The following is a 15,588-nucleotide window of genomic DNA, read 5'->3' on the forward strand; positions in this document are numbered from 1 at the left end:
ATAGAATATTAAGTAGCCAATTTGGCTTACCGATTTAATAACTATATTTTTAGTTTTTATTGTACACTGAATTACTCAAACTGTAACCTTTTTTTAAAAACTCACCTCCAAGCTTAAAAACTCAAACATTATGACCAGACAATCAAAATTCCTTTTCAGACTATTTGTCCTTATCGCATTCACATCATTTGCCCAACTAGCGACAGCTCAAACTACATCAAGCGATGCACATAAAATTGAAAACAAGGAGTTGAAAGCCTATGTAGGCGAGTATATCTATGATAACAATTCTGAGCAAGGATTTGACATAACAGTTAGTATGGATGGCGGTGCCAAACTAATGGCGCAGCCCACCAATAAATCTCAGCCAATAACACTTCTTGTGGCATTCGAAGAAGATAAGTTTGACCTTACTAATACCGGAGGGTTAAAAATGGAATTCAAGAGAAATGACAAGAAGGAAATTGTATCGCTCACTATTTGGAGTGACGGGCATTCATTTACCTGTTTGAGAAAAAAAGGGAGTTGATGCAACCTTGGAGATGGCTTTTGCATCTCACTAAGCATAAGGTCAAAACTCAACCAACATGCTTAAATCATATCTCAAAACTACTTTGCGGACTATTAAACGTAGTCCGCTAGCTTCTTTTATTAATATTTTCGGATTGGCCATGGCACTAGGCGTAGCCATTATGGTATATGCCTTTGTGGATATGGAGTATACTACCGACCAGTTTCACGAAAACAAAGGTGATATATACATGGCCACCTCCTTTCTTAACCGAAGTGGTCAGGAAGCCGAATATGGTATAACCCCCTCTCCTTTTGCCGAGGTCTTAATGAATGACTTCCCGCAAATCGACCGGGTAGTGAGAGTAGAACGATTAAGTGGAGTTTTAAAGAATGGTGCTAACGTATTCAATCAAAGCTTCAGTTTTGTTGACCCTGAGTTCTTAGACATGTTCACCTTCCCATTGAAATGGGGAGATAAATCAGCACTCAATCAGCCAAACAAGATTATCATAAGTGAGAACACCTCAATTAAGTATTTCGGTGATAAAAACCCACTAGGGGAATCCATGACCTTCGAATTCGGGTCTAATCGGTATACTTTTGAAGTAGCTGGAGTAGCCAAAAAGTTTCCATACAAGAGAAGCATGGCCTTTCAAGTACTAGTCAACTTCGATCAACTAAAACAGGTAAATCCGGATATTGACCTAACAAGCTGGGGTAGATTTCTGGATGCCACATTCATTCAACTTGACGATCCTTCGGCAATAAGCAACATCACTCAAAACGTACAGCAATATGTAGCGCTTCAAAACGAGGTGAGAAAGGACTATCCTGCAACGCGCTTTCGTTTCTTCGCATGGACTGATTTGTACACCAAGGGTGATCATATGAGGAATACCATCACAGGGAGTACAGATGGTATTGGGAGTCTAGTATTATCAATTATAGCTGGGTTTATTCTCGTCCTGGCGATTTTCAACTACATCAACATAGCGATAGTATCTGCAACCAAACGGCTTAAAGAAATTGGTGTTCGCAAGGTCATGGGGAGCACTCGGAAATCATTGGTTTTTCAATTTCTAGCAGAAAACGTATTCCTAACACTAGTAGCCTTGGTGTTTGGTTTTATCCTAGGTACCACCGTTTTAATTCCAGGCTTCGATCAGATGTTTGATATCGGAATGGAATTCGATATTGCTCAACCATCACTTTGGGTTTTCCTTTTGATATTGGTTGTATTTACTGGGCTTGCCTCAGGGGCCTATCCGGCATTGTACATATCCAATTTCAGCGCAGTACACATCTTTAGAGGGAGGTTGAAGTTTGGAGGCAAGAACAAGATGACGAAGGTATTTCTAACCTTTCAGTACATACTGGCCTGCATTGCGGTAGTTGGTGGCATAATGTTCACCCAAAATACTACCTTCCAAAAAAGTCAGGATTGGGGGTACAATGAAGAAGCCACCATTAGTGCCAACGTCTTTCCAGCCACAGAAGCAATGCAGTTAATGGCAGCAATGGAAGCCAACCCTAATATAGAATCGATAGCACCATCAAAACATCACCTCAGTAGACGGGCTACCCGAATGGAAATCCAAATCTTGGAAGAAGACTTGGATATACTCACTTTGGAAGTAGGGCCTGAATACATTGAAACCATGGAACTAGAAGTTGTTACAGGTAGATCGTTTGAAAAGGGTCGTGAAGCAGATTTTCAAAACGTATTGGTCAACGAGCGTATGGCCAGAATAATTAACCCAGAGGGTGCTCTTGGCGAACGCTTCAAATCAGATACCTTGAGTTATGCCGTAATAGGCATTATCAAAGACTTTCATCAGGATGACTTCTCTGAAGAAATCGAACCAATGATTATAAAGCTTAGTCCAGAAGATGAGTACTCTTTTGTTTCTATGAGAGTAAAACCCGGAACTCTGGTTTCCACTTATGAAGCACTTGAAGACAAGTGGGCAGAGCTATTTCCCGAAAAGCCATTTGGAGGCTTCTATCAAGAGGCGACACTTGAGAACTATTTCAGAGAAATTGACGGACATGGGAAGCTCATGCGTATTGTCGCATCTATGTGCATTATTCTATCATGCCTTGGATTGTATGGACTTGTATCGCTCAATGTTGCTAGCAGAACCAAGGAATTCAGCATTAGAAAAGCCCTAGGCGCTGGGTTGAAAAACTTAGCCTACGTCATAAACAGGCAATTTGTAGTGTTCTTGGCAGTGGCGCTTATCCTTGGTCTTCCAATAAGCTATATGCTAATGAGCTCACTATTCGAGACGGTCTATGAAGTACATAAACCCATAACTGTTATACCATTTGCAATTGCTTTTGTGATAGTGGTAGCCATGGTTATCACTACCGTTTCATCGCAGATTAGAAAGGTAATGACAACTGCGCCAACTGAAGGCTTAAGAAGCGAATAAAGAATTTAGGAGCAGGTTTAAACTTGCTCCTAGCTTTTTCCAACTATGAGTTTAACGGCCTCTCTCAGGTTTGCTGAAGCACTATCAGCCAAAGGTGATGGTGTCTCTGGAGTAATTTGAATGGTTTTTAGCCCGACTTTCTTAGCCGGAATCATATCACTTTCTCTGTCACCAATCATCCATGAATTCGTAATGTCAACATTATGCTTGGCAATGGCTCTTTCAAACATTAGAGAACCTGGCTTTCGTGATAATGACTTGCTGACGGAATCATAGCCTGGAGCGAAATAGATATCGTCAAGTACATTCTGAGACACTGCCTGAAGGCGTTGGTGACAGTCCATCACAAAGGCATCATCATAAGTCCCCTTAGCAATACCGCTCTGATTGGTCACAACGATCAAAGTAAAACCAGATTTCTTGAGTCTCATTAAGCCTTCGGCAACTCCTTCTTTGATTTTGAACTCATCCATTGAAGTTACCTGGTAACCCAGTTCTTCATTGAGAACCCCATCCCTATCTAGAAATACAGCTTTTTTCATTTAACAATTATTGAGACATGGTTGAAAACTATCCCTTTCCTGAGACGTTCAACCATTTACCGAAGTACAAGTGGCTTAAAGTAAATTAATTTTCACGACCTGAAGCCCGTATTTGAGATTATATTAGATTTGTGTGCCTCATATGAGCGATAGCCTAGTTATCATACCGACCTATAACGAGAAAGAGAACATCGAAGAGATGATCGAGGCAGTGATGTCTCAACCTTCGAACTTCCACTTACTTATAGTCGATGATGGGTCACCAGATGGTACTGGGGCTCTAGTCAAAGCGAAAATGGAGGCTTATCCCGATCGTATCTTCATAGAAGAACGCTCTGGAAAATTGGGATTAGGTACTGCTTATATCCATGGTTTCCGATGGGCATTAAAGCGAAACTATCAGTACATTTTTGAAATGGATGCTGACTTCTCTCACAACCCAGAAGATCTTAATAGACTCTATTCAGCTTGTAAAAATGATGGCAACGAAATGGCTATCGGTTCGCGGTACGTCACAGGAGTTAATGTGGTTAACTGGCCTATGAGTAGGGTTATGCTGTCATATTTTGCCAGTCACTATGTGAGGATTGTAACGGGCATGCCAATAAGTGACACGACTGCAGGTTTTAAGTGCTATCATCGATCTATTTTGGAAACAATTGAACTAGACAAAGTTCGGTTTATGGGGTACGCATTCCAGATAGAAATGAAGTTCCTCACTTGGAAGTATGGATTTAAAATCACCGAAGTGCCTATCATTTTTACCGATCGGACGAGAGGTGAATCTAAAATGAGTGGCGGCATTATAAAGGAAGCCGTAATTGGCGTAATGCAAATAAAAATCGGAAGCCTCTTCCGTTCCTACCGAAGAGAGATGGAGACCACTCAATTAATCGAAGCGAATGGCCTTGACAGGGCTAATTCTTGAAATCACCGCTGTCGGAATAATTAATACCAGTGCTACAATTACCAATGTCAGTAGGTTAATACCTATTGTACTCAACCAATTCCAATCAATCGGCACATGATCCATATAATATGTAGAAGGTTCTAGTGGTATCAGTTCGAAGTAATATTGAAGTACACCAAAGGCAATGGCGATCACATTACCAAGCAGAAGTCCTTTGATAACCAATCGCACGCCATTGTAAGCGAATATTCTTCTGATTAGTCTATTCGTTGCACCAAAGGCCTTGAAGGAGCCAATCATCTGGGTTCTCTCCATAATTAGGATGAATAAGACCGAGATCATGTTAAAGCAGGCTACAAATAAGATCAGGGTAATGAGGATATATACGTTCTGGGACAATAGACCCAACCAATCAAAAATCTGCACGAACTTCTCGTTTACCTTTTCGGTGTATTGCTCTACACTAATTTTCTGAATGATGGAATCGTCAGCCTCATCTAGTCTGTCCACATCTTTAACAAAAACTTCATAGCCACCCACCTGATCGGCAGTCCAGTCGTTAAGGCTTCGAATCATGTTAATGTCCCCGATGACAGTCTTTTCATCGAAGTTATCGAGGCCAGTATTGAAGATTCCTGAAACCACCATGCTCCTTCTGCGGGGAGGGTCCATAATGAAAACCGTCACCAATCGATCGCCCAGCTCGACATTCATCCGATCTGCCATACGTTGACTCAACATGACGGTGTTCGTCACTAACTTGGTCGTGTCAAAAACAGGGATTTCACCCGCGACCATATAATCTTGGAAGGCCTCACGATCGAAAGAATTGCCTATTCCTTTGAACAGCAAGCCAAAATTCTCACCATTGCGGTTTATCAAACCTGGCTTATGAGCAAACTCCTGAATGTGCCTTACATAAGGATCGTTTTTTAGTAATTCCATCCGCTCATCCGTAACAATGATCGGCTCTTCTTCAAAAGAGTTATTGAGCGAGAATTTCTTAATCTGAATGTGCCCCGAAAAAGTGAATATCTTATCCTTGATGTTATTCTGAAAGCCTCCCAGCACTTGAAAAGAGATAACCATTATGGCAATACCCAAGGCGACACTGGCGATAGCCACGCGATGGATGATAGATGAAAAACTACCCTTATCTGTAGCATTGATTCTTTTGGAAATGAAATAAGGGAGGTTCAAGATTATGGTTAATTTTAACGCAATTCCTCAAATATAAACGAAGCGAATGATTCGACTACTGCTCGCCCTCTGCATTTTTTCTGTTTTTGCCTGTTCCAATGCGCAAGAACTTCAGCTTGGGGCCGAAAGAATGGAGGCATACCTACCTAGTCTTGAGGAAAAAAGAGTAGCCTTGGTGGTTAATCAAACCTCAGTAATCAATAATACGCACCTGGTTGATACGCTGATTTCCAGAGGAGTCAATGTCGTAAAAGTGATGGCTCCAGAACATGGTTTTCGAGGTGAAGCTCCTGACGGAGCCAAAATAGATGATGCAAAAGATGAGAAAACTGGCCTGCCGATCATTTCCATTTATGGTAGAACAAAAAAACCAAGTCCAGAAATGCTCGAGGATGTCGATGTGCTGATTTTCGATATTCAGGATGTAGGCATTAGATTTTACACTTTTATCAGCACCATGCACTACGTAATGGAGGCTGCTGCCGAAAATGATAAAGAGGTCATTGTACTAGACCGACCTAATCCTAATGGCATGTATGTGGACGGACCAGTGAAAGACGATGATATCAACGCCTTTGTGGCTATGCACCCCATTCCAATTGTACATGGCTTAACAGTTGGTGAATTAGCATTGATGATTAATGGTGAAGGATGGCTAAGTGATGCCGTTAAATCAAAGTTGACAGTAGTCGCAATGGATGAATGGGATCATAATTCAATCTATGACCTTCCTATCAAACCTTCGCCAAACCTACCTAATGATAACGCAATTGCCCTCTACCCTACGCTTGGCCTTTTTGAAGGATCGGTAGTCAGCGTTGGCAGGGGAACCGATTTTCCCTTCGAAGTAATTGGGCATCCAGACTATTCAAAAGGCACTTTTAGCTTTACACCTCAACCTAATGGAGGCTCAAAGTATCCGCCCATGGAAGGCAAACTATGCCAAGGTAAATACTTTGGTGACGAAGCTGCCCCGAGAGAGTTGACCTTAAAATACCTTCTTGACTATCATGCTGACCTGAAGGATGACACCACGTTTTTTAGGTCCTACATAGACCAGCTTTCAGGGACTAAGGAGTTTAGGAAGCAGGTAGAAGCAGGTTGGTCTGAAGAAGAGATTAAAGCCACTTGGCAACCTAAGTTAGATGCTTACAAGGCCATGAGAAAGAAGTATTTACTTTACCCTGATTTCGAATAAATGCAGGATCTACGCATCATATATATGGGAACACCAGAGTTTGCAGTGCCAAGTTTGCAAATACTGGTAGAAAACGGCTTCAATGTAGTGGCAGTCATTACAGCCCCCGACCGTCCGAAAGGTAGGGGTCAAAAGGTAGCCACAACACCGGTGAAAGACTATGCCGTTTCGCAGAACATTCCCGTTTTGCAACCTACCAACCTAAAGTCTCCAGAGTTTCTTGAAGAGCTGAAAAGTTATAACGCTAACCTTCAGATAGTAGTGGCTTTCAGAATGTTGCCGGTGGCTGTCTGGGATATGCCCGAAATTGGCACTTTCAACCTGCATGGTTCTTTGCTTCCACAATATAGAGGCGCTGCACCTATCAATTGGGCCATTATTAATGGCGAAAAAGAAACTGGTGTCACCACCTTCTTTCTGAAACACGAAATCGATACAGGCAATATCATATTTCAAGAAAAGGAGACCATTGAAGAAGATGATACTGTCGGAGATGTCTATGGTCGACTTATGGAAAAGGGAGCACACTTAGTGCTCAAAACCGTTCGGGCCATCCAAGCTGGTGATTATCCGCAAGAGCCTCAAGACACGAATCAAGAGATTAAGCATGCCCCAAAAATCTTTAAGGAGACCTGCGAGATTGACTGGACCAAATCTTCCGAAGAGGTCTACAACTTTATAAGAGGCTTATCTCCTTACCCTGCAGCATGGACACATCTAAATGGAAAGAAGTTCAAGATTTTTGGAGCCAAAAAATTGGACTTTACCAGCGTTGGTGAAAAGCCAGGTGACTATGAAACGGACAACAAGTCTTACTTGCATATCCAAACCGGAGGCAATGCAATAGCCATCACCCAACTGCAAATGGAAGGAAAGAAGCGTATGGACATTAAGTCATTTTTACTAGGAAACACCTTATGATCAGGACAATAGTAGTAGCCAAAGCCAAGAACAATGCGATCGGTAAAGACAATGATTTACTATGGAGATTGCCTGATGACTTTAAGTTCTTCAAAGAGGTGACCGTTGACCATTTTGTCATTCTAGGTCGCAAAACATTCGATTCACTACCAGGCCTTCTCCCAAGAAGGACTTTTGTGATAATAACCAGGCAGCAAGATTATGTGGCACCAGAAGGTCACTTTGTGGTACATAGTTTAGAAGAAGCCTTTGAGCTTTGTGAAGTTCAGCATTCGCTAAAAGAAGTCTTTATTATTGGTGGTGGTGTTATTTACAAAGACTCCATCGATAAGGGCATGGTAGATAAAATGTTGATCACTGAAGTAGATGCTGAGATTGACGGAGCGGATACTTTCTTTCCTGAGTTTAATGAGCACGAATGGAATGAAGCCGGTCGCATTCACCACACTGCAGACGATCGCCACAAGTATGCCTTTGATTTTGTGACCTACACGAAAAAATAAACTCCTCCCCTTGTAAGGGGAGGTGCCTGAAAGGCGGAGGGGTATGAGAAACTTACATCACAAAACAATTTGGATTACTGGAGCCTCCTCAGGCGTAGGCGAAGCCAAACAACTCAGCCAACTCCCTCGCCTTCGGCACTCCCTCTTCAAAGAGGGAGATTAATATTGACAACAAAATCATTTCCAGCCTAAGATCATATAATAAATGAAAGTTGGCTGACCTGCGCGGGTGGAGATCCAACATCAGCGTGACCATCGACCGATAAAAAAACTAAGGGCACAATTCCACTTCGATGGTTTTGATACCTGCCTTTGTCGGCAGACAGGTTGGTCGCCTTTTCTTTTGTTACTTTTCTTTTGGAGAATCAAAAGAAAAGTAAATTCCACTGAATCGCGTATTTTACTGCCATGCCGTATTTACATCAAAAAACCATTTGGATTACTGGAGCCTCCTCAGGCGTAGGCGAAGCCCTATCCAAACGACTCAGCCAACTTGATGTAAACCTAATTCTTTCCGCAAGAAGAGAAGCAGAACTACTTCGAGTACAACATGAATGCGAGAACCCTGATCGCATTAAAGTATTACCATTAAATCTTACTGAGACTGATTCGCATGTTGAAAAGACATCCGAGGCCATCGAAGCTTTGGGTCAAATAGATATTCTCATCAACAATGGAGGTCAAAGCCAAAGATCACTAGTTAAAGACACCCTTTTGGAAGTGGATCGCGATTTAATGGAAGTCAACTATTTCGGTTCTGTGAGTCTTACCAAACTACTAATCCCCCATATGCTGGAAAGAGGTAATGGACACTTTGTGGTGATCACCAGTCTTACAGGTATTTTTGGAACGCCATATCGCTCAGGTTATGCTGCCAGTAAACATGCGCTTCATGGCTTCTATGACAGTATGCGAGCAGAGTTAGAGGATAGTGGTATCAAAGTGACGCTTGCTGCTCTTGGTTTCATCAAAACCAACCTGTCAATCCATGCGCTGAAAGGTGATGGGACGGCCTTAGGGTCAATGGACGATGCACAGGCCAACGGACTCAGCCCAGACCGTTGCGCTGAAAAAATCATCAGAGCAACTAAGCATCAAAAAAGAGAAGTTTATATTGGGAAAGAGTCTTATGCAGCCTATGTAAAACGCTTTTTCCCAGGCCTATTTGCACAAATCATTAAAAAGGCCAAGGTGAGGTAAAAACTGTAAGATGAGTAAACTTAAGCTTGAAAATCATATCAATGAACTGATAATTATCTGCATCTCTATAAAGATGGGTATCGTGCCAATTGAAAGAGTAACCACATTTTCGGATGAGACATTATTGAAAGAAGAGGATCCTCACCCAATATTCATTGACCTCTCCCTTTATTCCTCGGATAAAAATGCCATTCTAGAAATTCTTGGGACAGTCATTCTAGATAATCATCATTTGATTGACGAGAGTATTTTGATCAACATAATTGGTGAGCAATATGAAAAGGGCGCATTCTCTTTAGAAAACTCAGTTATGGCTCTGAATAAACTTTCTTTGGAATACGACCTGGACGAAAAAATCTCTTCGATGATCTCCTCGCTGGATGATCAATACCATCTAATTTCAAATGAATATGTATTAGAAACAATGATCGATTTCGAAAGGGAGCTAAAGGCATTTTTTAGAGAACATCACTTAAGCCAAAAAATGATCATCCTTGACTAAATAAAAAGCCATCCCTCTCGGAATGGCCTTAATTAATTTTCAGGCAGTCTTAAGCTCTTGGAGCTGGTTCTCTCATTCCTACCCATATATCATCTAACGTCATTCCCGCGTAGGCGGGAATCTCCTTAATTGAAACGAAAGACCTGCTCGTTAAGCCTTTTCTGCTCGGGATTCAAGGTCTTAATTTGCCGTTCTTTCCACTCGCGATTCCATTTTTTCATTGCCTTTTCTCGAGCAATGGCTGACTCAATGTTATCAAAAACTTCATAGTAGATGAGGTCTACACAATTATACCTCTTGGTAAACCCCTTATTTAAACCTGTTTCATGTTCATATACTCTAGATTCCAAATCGGAGGTGACACCGATGTATAACACAGTCCGGTGGACGTTCGACATAATATATACATAACCTCCTTTCTGCATAACACAATTTACTAAGAGATAGGGAGATCCCCGCCTGCGCGGGAATGACGAAACCTGATGTTGTTTTCGTTAAGTATTAAGGAAACTAGTAGGTCAAGAGTCTTTAAAACAAAAAGCCACCCCGATATATCGAGATGGCCTCTTGATTAAAGTTTTCAAACAGTATTAAGCTCTTGGAGCTGGCTCTCTCATTCCCACCCAAGTAAATCTACGATTCACATAATCAGGGTTAGTAAATGAAGCATTTCCCGCAGGGTTACCACCAGTCACATGAAAGTCAGAGAATGCTGCATTTTGATTCACGAATATCTGTCCTACCAAGTTGAAAGAAACCGGTGTTGCAGCCAGAGACATCTCGTCAGCAATGTATTCCTTCATTTCAGCATCGGTAGTATAGGCACCACAAGAAATAGCGCCATAAGACTCAGCCATTTCTTTAGCTAAAGCGACAGACTCTTTCGTGTCTTTCGTTTTGATCAAGAAAGCGATCGGGCCGAACATCTCTTTTGAGAACTTGTCCTTATCACCTGCTGTCAATTCAATTACTGTAGGTGTCTGTGTTCTAGCATTCTTAAAATAAGGAATGCTCTGTTCGATATTTCTAGTTTCTAACCAAGTCTTTCCACCAATTGCTTTAGAAGCACCAACAGTTCTTTCTGCGGTAGCAGGATTTTGGATAGTACCTGCCACAAATGGTCCGGCCTTAGGGTTGTTAATCAAACCATCCGTAAAGTCCGCAAACTTCTGTGCCACTTCATCGAATGAAACGATCCCGTCAGGAGTTTTAACTCCTCCTTCAGGAATAAAGAAGTTCTGTGGAGCAGTACACATCTGTCCAGAGTAAAGGGCCACAGAGAAAGTAATGTTCTGAATTACTTTGTCAATGTTTTCAACAGAATCGAGAATGATAGAATTTACTCCTGTTTTCTCAGTGAAAACAGCTTTGGGCAATGACTCCAAATACGACCCAAACTCTGAGTTTCCAGTAAAGTCCACGACCTTAACTTTAGAATGCTCCGCTAACTCTTTGGCTAGAGGCTTGCTTTGCGTATCAACCGCTAATTGACATACCTCAGGGTCAAAACCAGCATCTCTTAAGGCATTTCTTATCTCGGCAACAACAATTGCCATTGGTAAAATCGCACCTGGATGTGGCTTGACAATCACAGAGTTACCCATCATCAAATCGGCATAGACACCCGGTACGGAATTCCATGTTGGGAAAGTAGAACAACCGATCACAAGGCCAATGCCCTTAGGAACAGCTCTCCATTCTTTATTAATCACAAGGTTGTATTTGCCCATTGGCTTGTCCCAAACAGTAGACTCAGGGAAGCGACCTAGCTCTTCATAACCCGCAGCAATAGCTTCTAATGCTCTATCTGCAGCATGTGGGCCTGAGGCCTGAAAAGCCATCATATAACCTTGCCCGGTTGTGTGCATTGTGGCATAAGCGTTCTCGAAGAAGCGCTTAGAAAATCTTTCAAGAGAATCGATCAACACAGATGCTCTGTCATCTTTAGAGACCTTTCTCCAAGAGTGAAATGCACCTTCTGCACGTTCAATTAAAGTATCGACAGAAAAAGCCGGGTACTTAGTACCTACAGGCTCTGCAAAATAGGGAGAATCCTCCTCGCCAATCCATTCGCTTGCTCCTTCTTGCTTTAGTTCTTCGAAGTTGCCTTTTCTTAAGGCTTTAAAGGCATTTTTACCATCCTCATCCGCTGTTTCTCCATAAATTTTTGGAGATGGATGCTCTGGATATTGTGCATGAAAAACACGAGTATGCAAGGCTTCAATGGCCTTGTCTAAGATCTCTTTTTGTGAAGATGTCAATCCCATAACTAACGTTTGTTTGGTTTCGAAATTAAGATATTGGTTTGAGAATTAACAGACATGTATTGCTATTGTTAGACCACCAATAAGAAAAGAAGCATTCTTTATTACAAACTTGAACCCCTTGTCTGCATTACACACTTCCTTATTGGAGTAAGTCTATTAAATTCAAGCATGAAAAAAATGGCACTCTCCTTATTGCTAACACTACTAATAATTAGCTGTGCCGAAATAAGTCACGATGATCTTAATGGTAAATGGCAAGTGTTAGTAGACGATGGTGAGTATTATGAGCGCTGGGTAAGTGATACCTTAGTCATTTGGTTGAACTCTCAAGGACAAATTGAGACATGGGTAACGAGGATTTCAGGGAATGAGTTGATATATGAACAGTCTTATAATAAAGCTCTCGATGAATTCGGAAAAACAGAACTAGTCGAAAAAATAAAAGTACAAGATCACGAAAACCTCAAGATTAATTTGAAATCAAAGTCTGATATCACCTATCGATTAATTAAGATCAATGATCAAGTTTTTATGAAAGACTTTCGACTGATTGACTTTGATGAGGTTTTAAAAGAATTCAAAAAGAGACAATATCAGTACTTTGAACTACCAAATAAATGACTATGAAAAACTTCCTGATCACTCTTTTCCTTTTCTCTTGCTTCTCCGCCTTCTCTCAAGAAGATAAAAGGACAAAAATCATTGTTCGGACCAAGGCCAAGGACGCTAAATTCATTGGTACTAGTATGGGTGGTTCTATGATAGTACTGAGAGATGCACTAACGGATGAAGTTCTAGCTAAGGGCCTCACTTCAGGTGGAACAGGTGATACCGACCTCATTATGAAAACTGCTCATGAAAGAAACACCGATATCACAACTGGTGCTGCCTTCTATGAGGCGAGTCTTTACTTAAGCAAACCACAGTATATTACCATTCAAGCCTTATCTCCACTTAACCATGAGGAAGCTCGAATCTTTGCCCAAACACAAGTCTGGATGATTCCTGGAAAACATATGGATGGAGCAGGTATCACCCTAGAGATTCCCGGTTTCGTTGTCGATGGTCTCTATCCACAAACCCATCAGGGACTTTCGCTTGAAAAAGATAAAACGGTAGAAATCAAGGCCAATATGGTCATGATGTGTGGGTGTACTATTTCTAAAGGGGGCTTGTGGGATTCTGAAGAGATAGAAGTAGAAGCAATGATATACGTCAATAGCAGATATTGGAAAACGATACCCATGTCAATTTCAGAGGCCAATACCTTTACTGCACAGCTCGCTCTTGAGCAAACCGGTAGCCATGAAGTAATAATTACCGCCTATCACCCTCGGTCTAAGAATACAGGTGTAGATCAGTTAAATTTCAGAGTATCTAATTAATTGAGCATGCGATTTTTATTAGCCCTTAGCCTCTTACTTTTTACGGCTCCAATCTTAGCCCAGCAAAATGGTCCTTATGTAATCTATAATGCTAAAGGCAAAAAGGTCTCATATAAAAAGATGCTCAAACAACTTGAAAAACCAGATGTAATCTTCTTTGGTGAACAGCACAATAACCCAATAGCCCACTGGCTACAATTTGAGGTAACTGCAGCGCTACACAAGAAAAGAGATTTGGTTCTGGGTGCTGAAATGATTGAAGCTGATAATCAAGATGAACTCAGGAATTACCTCGGGGGTAAAATTGACGCGAAAGGATTAGATACACTGGCTCGACTATGGAAAAACCACCAAACAGACTATGCACCTCTCGTGAATTTCGCGAAGCAGAATAACCTAGACTTTGTAGGAACAAATATTCCAAGAAGATATGCCAATATGGTCTACCAAAAGGGCTTTGAAGTATTGGAAGGTCTCACAGATGAAGAGAAATCATGGATAGCACCTTTACCGATTGCTTTCGATCCCGACCTTCCTCGTTATATAAACATTCTTACAATGATGGGCGATCATGGCACACCTAACTTGGTTAAATCCCAAGCTTCAAAGGACGCTACCATGGCATATTTTATTAATGAGAATCACCCATCAGGAAAACTATTTATCCACTACAATGGCGCATACCACTCTGATTATCATGAAGGAATTTTATGGTATCTCAATAGGCTGAATCCATCAGCCAAAGTACTGACGATATCAACTGTGGAGCAGGATGACATCACCAAGCTCTCGGCCGATCACATTGGGAAAGCTGACTTCATTATCTGCGTTGATGCGAATATGACGAAGACCTACTAACGGACAAAAAATAGTGATTCTCAAAACATTAGTTACCCATAATCGGTATACCTTTGCGGCAGCAAATTCATTTGAATGAACGATCGCAGAACGACCAATCTTCTACTTCTTATTATTGTGATTCCTTTAGTATTCTATATGCTGAAGACTCTGTCGTTTATCTTCATTCCACTTATTTCTGCAATGTTCATTGCCTTACTCTTTTTGCCGTTAATGCGGTGGCTAAAAAAGAAAGGCAGTCCAAAAGCACTGAGCCTAATCATTGTCATACTCATTATTGCCGTCTTCTTTAAACTTGGGGGTGAACTTATCCAGCTCTCAAGCAAAGAGATTCTCTCAACAGATAATGCATACTTTGACAAGGCCAAAGTGAAAATTGCCTCTCTTATTTTCTCGGTTGAATCCTTCTTCGGTGTCGATTTCCTTCAGGACGAAAATGCCTTAGCCTCTCTCATCAACAAAGAGACTTTAAGCAAAAACTTTGCACCAACAGTTGGCTTTATTACCGACACATTGACCATGACACTGTCCTCAGCTTTTATGGTCATCTTGCTCCTCGCTGGTTCAGTTGACATTCAAAAAGTGTTGCAAAATACAATCTTCAAAAAGCAGTTTTCCTCTGTCAAAACCTTTATGAAAATTGAGAAAGACTTGATCAAATTCATCAAGGTAAAGTTCTTTATTAGCCTCTTCACAGGCATTGGTATAGGACTGGCCTGTTGGGGTTTTGGCGTTAGCTTCCCTGTATTCTGGGGACTCTTTGCCTTCGCTATCAACTTCCTTCAATTGGTGGGTTCAGTAATTAGCGTCATTCTACTCGCGGTTTTCTCCTTTGTAGAAATTGAAGCCGCTTCTTACCTCCTCTTCTTTGTTATTACCATCACAGGTGTTCAGGTGTTATTTGGTGGAATACTTGAACCGATATTCATGGGGAAATCTTTCTCCATCAATGTGATCACAATCTTGGTTATGCTCATGCTTTGGGGTTTTGTCTGGGGAATACCAGGTTTAATTATGTCCATTCCCATCACTGTCTTTCTTAAAATCCTATTCGATCAGTTTCCGAGTACAAAAATCATTTCAGGTCTGATGGCAGGAAATTCCGAAGGGATTAAAGTGAAAATCGGTAAATTGTAAGGCCCATTGCTTTACGA

At 41.3% G+C, this 15,588-nt stretch carries 16 protein-coding genes; 12 read left to right on the forward strand and 4 right to left on the reverse strand.

Annotation, left to right across the window (positions count from 1 at the left end; translation table 11 throughout):
- Window positions 1-130 precede the first annotated feature (130 nt).
- Window positions 131-529 (forward strand): DUF3471 domain-containing protein, encoded by a 399-nt coding sequence (locus J4E76_RS08865; protein ID WP_208503237.1) that lies wholly within the window; start codon window positions 131-133, stop codon window positions 527-529.
- A gap of 58 nt (window positions 530-587) precedes the next feature.
- On the forward strand, window positions 588-2,948 hold the full coding sequence (locus J4E76_RS08870; RefSeq protein WP_208503239.1) for an ABC transporter permease: 2,361 nt from the start codon (window positions 588-590) through the stop codon (window positions 2,946-2,948).
- A gap of 29 nt (window positions 2,949-2,977) precedes the next feature.
- On the opposite strand, the gene J4E76_RS08875 is transcribed toward J4E76_RS08870, so the two are convergent.
- Window positions 2,978-3,490 carry an HAD-IIIA family hydrolase gene (locus tag J4E76_RS08875; protein ID WP_208503241.1) on the reverse strand — a complete coding sequence of 171 codons (513 nt, stop codon included), beginning with the start codon at window positions 3,488-3,490 and terminating at the stop codon, window positions 2,978-2,980.
- A gap of 142 nt (window positions 3,491-3,632) precedes the next feature.
- Between J4E76_RS08875 and J4E76_RS08880 the strand changes: the two genes are divergently transcribed.
- Window positions 3,633-4,418: a polyprenol monophosphomannose synthase gene (locus J4E76_RS08880; protein ID WP_208503243.1), complete on the forward strand. Its 786-nt coding sequence runs from the start codon at window positions 3,633-3,635 to the stop codon at window positions 4,416-4,418.
- Here the strand turns inward: J4E76_RS08880 and J4E76_RS08885 are convergent.
- Window positions 4,380-5,600, reverse strand: a complete 1,221-nt coding sequence (locus J4E76_RS08885) for an FtsX-like permease family protein (protein ID WP_208503245.1) — start codon at window positions 5,598-5,600, stop codon at window positions 4,380-4,382. The two genes, J4E76_RS08880 and J4E76_RS08885, sit on opposite strands and share 39 nt — an antisense overlap.
- A 46-nt stretch (window positions 5,601-5,646) precedes the next feature.
- On the opposite strand from J4E76_RS08885, the gene J4E76_RS08890 reads away from it, so the two are divergent.
- From J4E76_RS08890 to J4E76_RS08910, 5 genes are all read left to right on the forward strand, one after another.
- Complete coding sequence (locus J4E76_RS08890) at window positions 5,647-6,798, forward strand: exo-beta-N-acetylmuramidase NamZ domain-containing protein (RefSeq protein WP_208503249.1); 1,152 nt, start codon at window positions 5,647-5,649, stop codon at window positions 6,796-6,798.
- Window positions 6,799-7,719 (forward strand): methionyl-tRNA formyltransferase, encoded by a 921-nt coding sequence (fmt, locus tag J4E76_RS08895; protein ID WP_208503251.1) that lies wholly within the window; start codon window positions 6,799-6,801, stop codon window positions 7,717-7,719.
- Window positions 7,716-8,222 (forward strand): dihydrofolate reductase, encoded by a 507-nt coding sequence (locus tag J4E76_RS08900; RefSeq protein ID WP_208503253.1) that lies wholly within the window; start codon window positions 7,716-7,718, stop codon window positions 8,220-8,222. The genes fmt and J4E76_RS08900 overlap by 4 nt, the downstream gene beginning before the upstream one ends.
- 408 nt (window positions 8,223-8,630) lie before the next feature.
- On the forward strand, window positions 8,631-9,422 hold the full coding sequence (locus J4E76_RS08905) for an SDR family oxidoreductase (RefSeq protein WP_208503256.1): 792 nt from the start codon (window positions 8,631-8,633) through the stop codon (window positions 9,420-9,422).
- Window positions 9,423-9,432: 10 nt separating this feature from the next.
- Window positions 9,433-9,924: a hypothetical protein gene (locus J4E76_RS08910; protein ID WP_208503258.1), complete on the forward strand. Its 492-nt coding sequence runs from the start codon at window positions 9,433-9,435 to the stop codon at window positions 9,922-9,924.
- Window positions 9,925-10,049: 125 nt separating this feature from the next.
- On the opposite strand, the gene J4E76_RS08915 is transcribed toward J4E76_RS08910, so the two are convergent.
- Window positions 10,050-10,349: a GIY-YIG nuclease family protein gene (locus tag J4E76_RS08915; protein WP_208503259.1), complete on the reverse strand. Its 300-nt coding sequence runs from the start codon at window positions 10,347-10,349 to the stop codon at window positions 10,050-10,052.
- Between the two features lie 165 nt (window positions 10,350-10,514).
- Complete coding sequence (gene paaN, locus J4E76_RS08920) at window positions 10,515-12,191, reverse strand: phenylacetic acid degradation protein PaaN (RefSeq protein ID WP_208503261.1); 1,677 nt, start codon at window positions 12,189-12,191, stop codon at window positions 10,515-10,517.
- Window positions 12,192-12,359: 168 nt separating this feature from the next.
- Here paaN and J4E76_RS08925 point away from each other — a divergent pair, with 168 nt between their 5' ends.
- The 4 genes from J4E76_RS08925 (at window position 12,360) to J4E76_RS08940 (ending at window position 15,571) form a co-directional block, all read left to right on the forward strand.
- Window positions 12,360-12,812 carry a hypothetical protein gene (locus tag J4E76_RS08925; RefSeq protein WP_208503264.1) on the forward strand — a complete coding sequence of 151 codons (453 nt, stop codon included), beginning with the start codon at window positions 12,360-12,362 and terminating at the stop codon, window positions 12,810-12,812.
- A gap of 2 nt (window positions 12,813-12,814) precedes the next feature.
- Window positions 12,815-13,576, forward strand: coding sequence for a hypothetical protein (locus tag J4E76_RS08930; RefSeq protein WP_208503266.1), 762 nt, complete (start codon window positions 12,815-12,817; stop codon window positions 13,574-13,576).
- 6 nt (window positions 13,577-13,582) lie between these two features.
- Window positions 13,583-14,434 (forward strand): ChaN family lipoprotein, encoded by an 852-nt coding sequence (locus tag J4E76_RS08935; protein WP_208503269.1) that lies wholly within the window; start codon window positions 13,583-13,585, stop codon window positions 14,432-14,434.
- A 75-nt stretch (window positions 14,435-14,509) separates the two neighbouring features.
- Entirely contained in the window at window positions 14,510-15,571 is a 1,062-nt protein-coding gene (locus J4E76_RS08940; RefSeq protein ID WP_208503271.1) for an AI-2E family transporter, read from the forward strand.
- Window positions 15,572-15,588 lie beyond the last annotated feature (17 nt).

Source organism: Roseivirga sp. E12 (assembly GCF_017592825.1).
Taxonomy (GTDB): Bacteria; Bacteroidota; Bacteroidia; order Cytophagales; family Cyclobacteriaceae; genus Roseivirga.

Bases quoted from the DNA above. Each gene is read 5' to 3' on its own strand.
- J4E76_RS08865 (WP_208503237.1), top strand. From the start codon at position 131: ATGACCAGACAATCAAAATTCCTTTTCAGACTATTTGTCCTTATCGCA.
- paaN (WP_208503261.1), bottom strand. From the start codon at position 12,191: ATGGGATTGACATCTTCACAAAAAGAGATCTTAGACAAGGCCATTGAA.
- J4E76_RS08925 (WP_208503264.1), top strand. From the start codon at position 12,360: ATGAAAAAAATGGCACTCTCCTTATTGCTAACACTACTAATAATTAGC.
- J4E76_RS08870 (WP_208503239.1), top strand. From the start codon at position 588: ATGCTTAAATCATATCTCAAAACTACTTTGCGGACTATTAAACGTAGT.
- J4E76_RS08890 (WP_208503249.1), top strand. From the start codon at position 5,647: ATGATTCGACTACTGCTCGCCCTCTGCATTTTTTCTGTTTTTGCCTGT.
- J4E76_RS08940 (WP_208503271.1), top strand. From the start codon at position 14,510: ATGAACGATCGCAGAACGACCAATCTTCTACTTCTTATTATTGTGATT.
- J4E76_RS08880 (WP_208503243.1), top strand. From the start codon at position 3,633: ATGAGCGATAGCCTAGTTATCATACCGACCTATAACGAGAAAGAGAAC.
- J4E76_RS08905 (WP_208503256.1), top strand. From the start codon at position 8,631: ATGCCGTATTTACATCAAAAAACCATTTGGATTACTGGAGCCTCCTCA.
- J4E76_RS08875 (WP_208503241.1), bottom strand. From the start codon at position 3,490: ATGAAAAAAGCTGTATTTCTAGATAGGGATGGGGTTCTCAATGAAGAA.
- J4E76_RS08930 (WP_208503266.1), top strand. From the start codon at position 12,815: ATGAAAAACTTCCTGATCACTCTTTTCCTTTTCTCTTGCTTCTCCGCC.
- J4E76_RS08915 (WP_208503259.1), bottom strand. From the start codon at position 10,349: ATGCAGAAAGGAGGTTATGTATATATTATGTCGAACGTCCACCGGACT.
- J4E76_RS08910 (WP_208503258.1), top strand. From the start codon at position 9,433: ATGAGTAAACTTAAGCTTGAAAATCATATCAATGAACTGATAATTATC.
- fmt (WP_208503251.1), top strand. From the start codon at position 6,799: ATGCAGGATCTACGCATCATATATATGGGAACACCAGAGTTTGCAGTG.
- J4E76_RS08900 (WP_208503253.1), top strand. From the start codon at position 7,716: ATGATCAGGACAATAGTAGTAGCCAAAGCCAAGAACAATGCGATCGGT.
- J4E76_RS08935 (WP_208503269.1), top strand. From the start codon at position 13,583: ATGCGATTTTTATTAGCCCTTAGCCTCTTACTTTTTACGGCTCCAATC.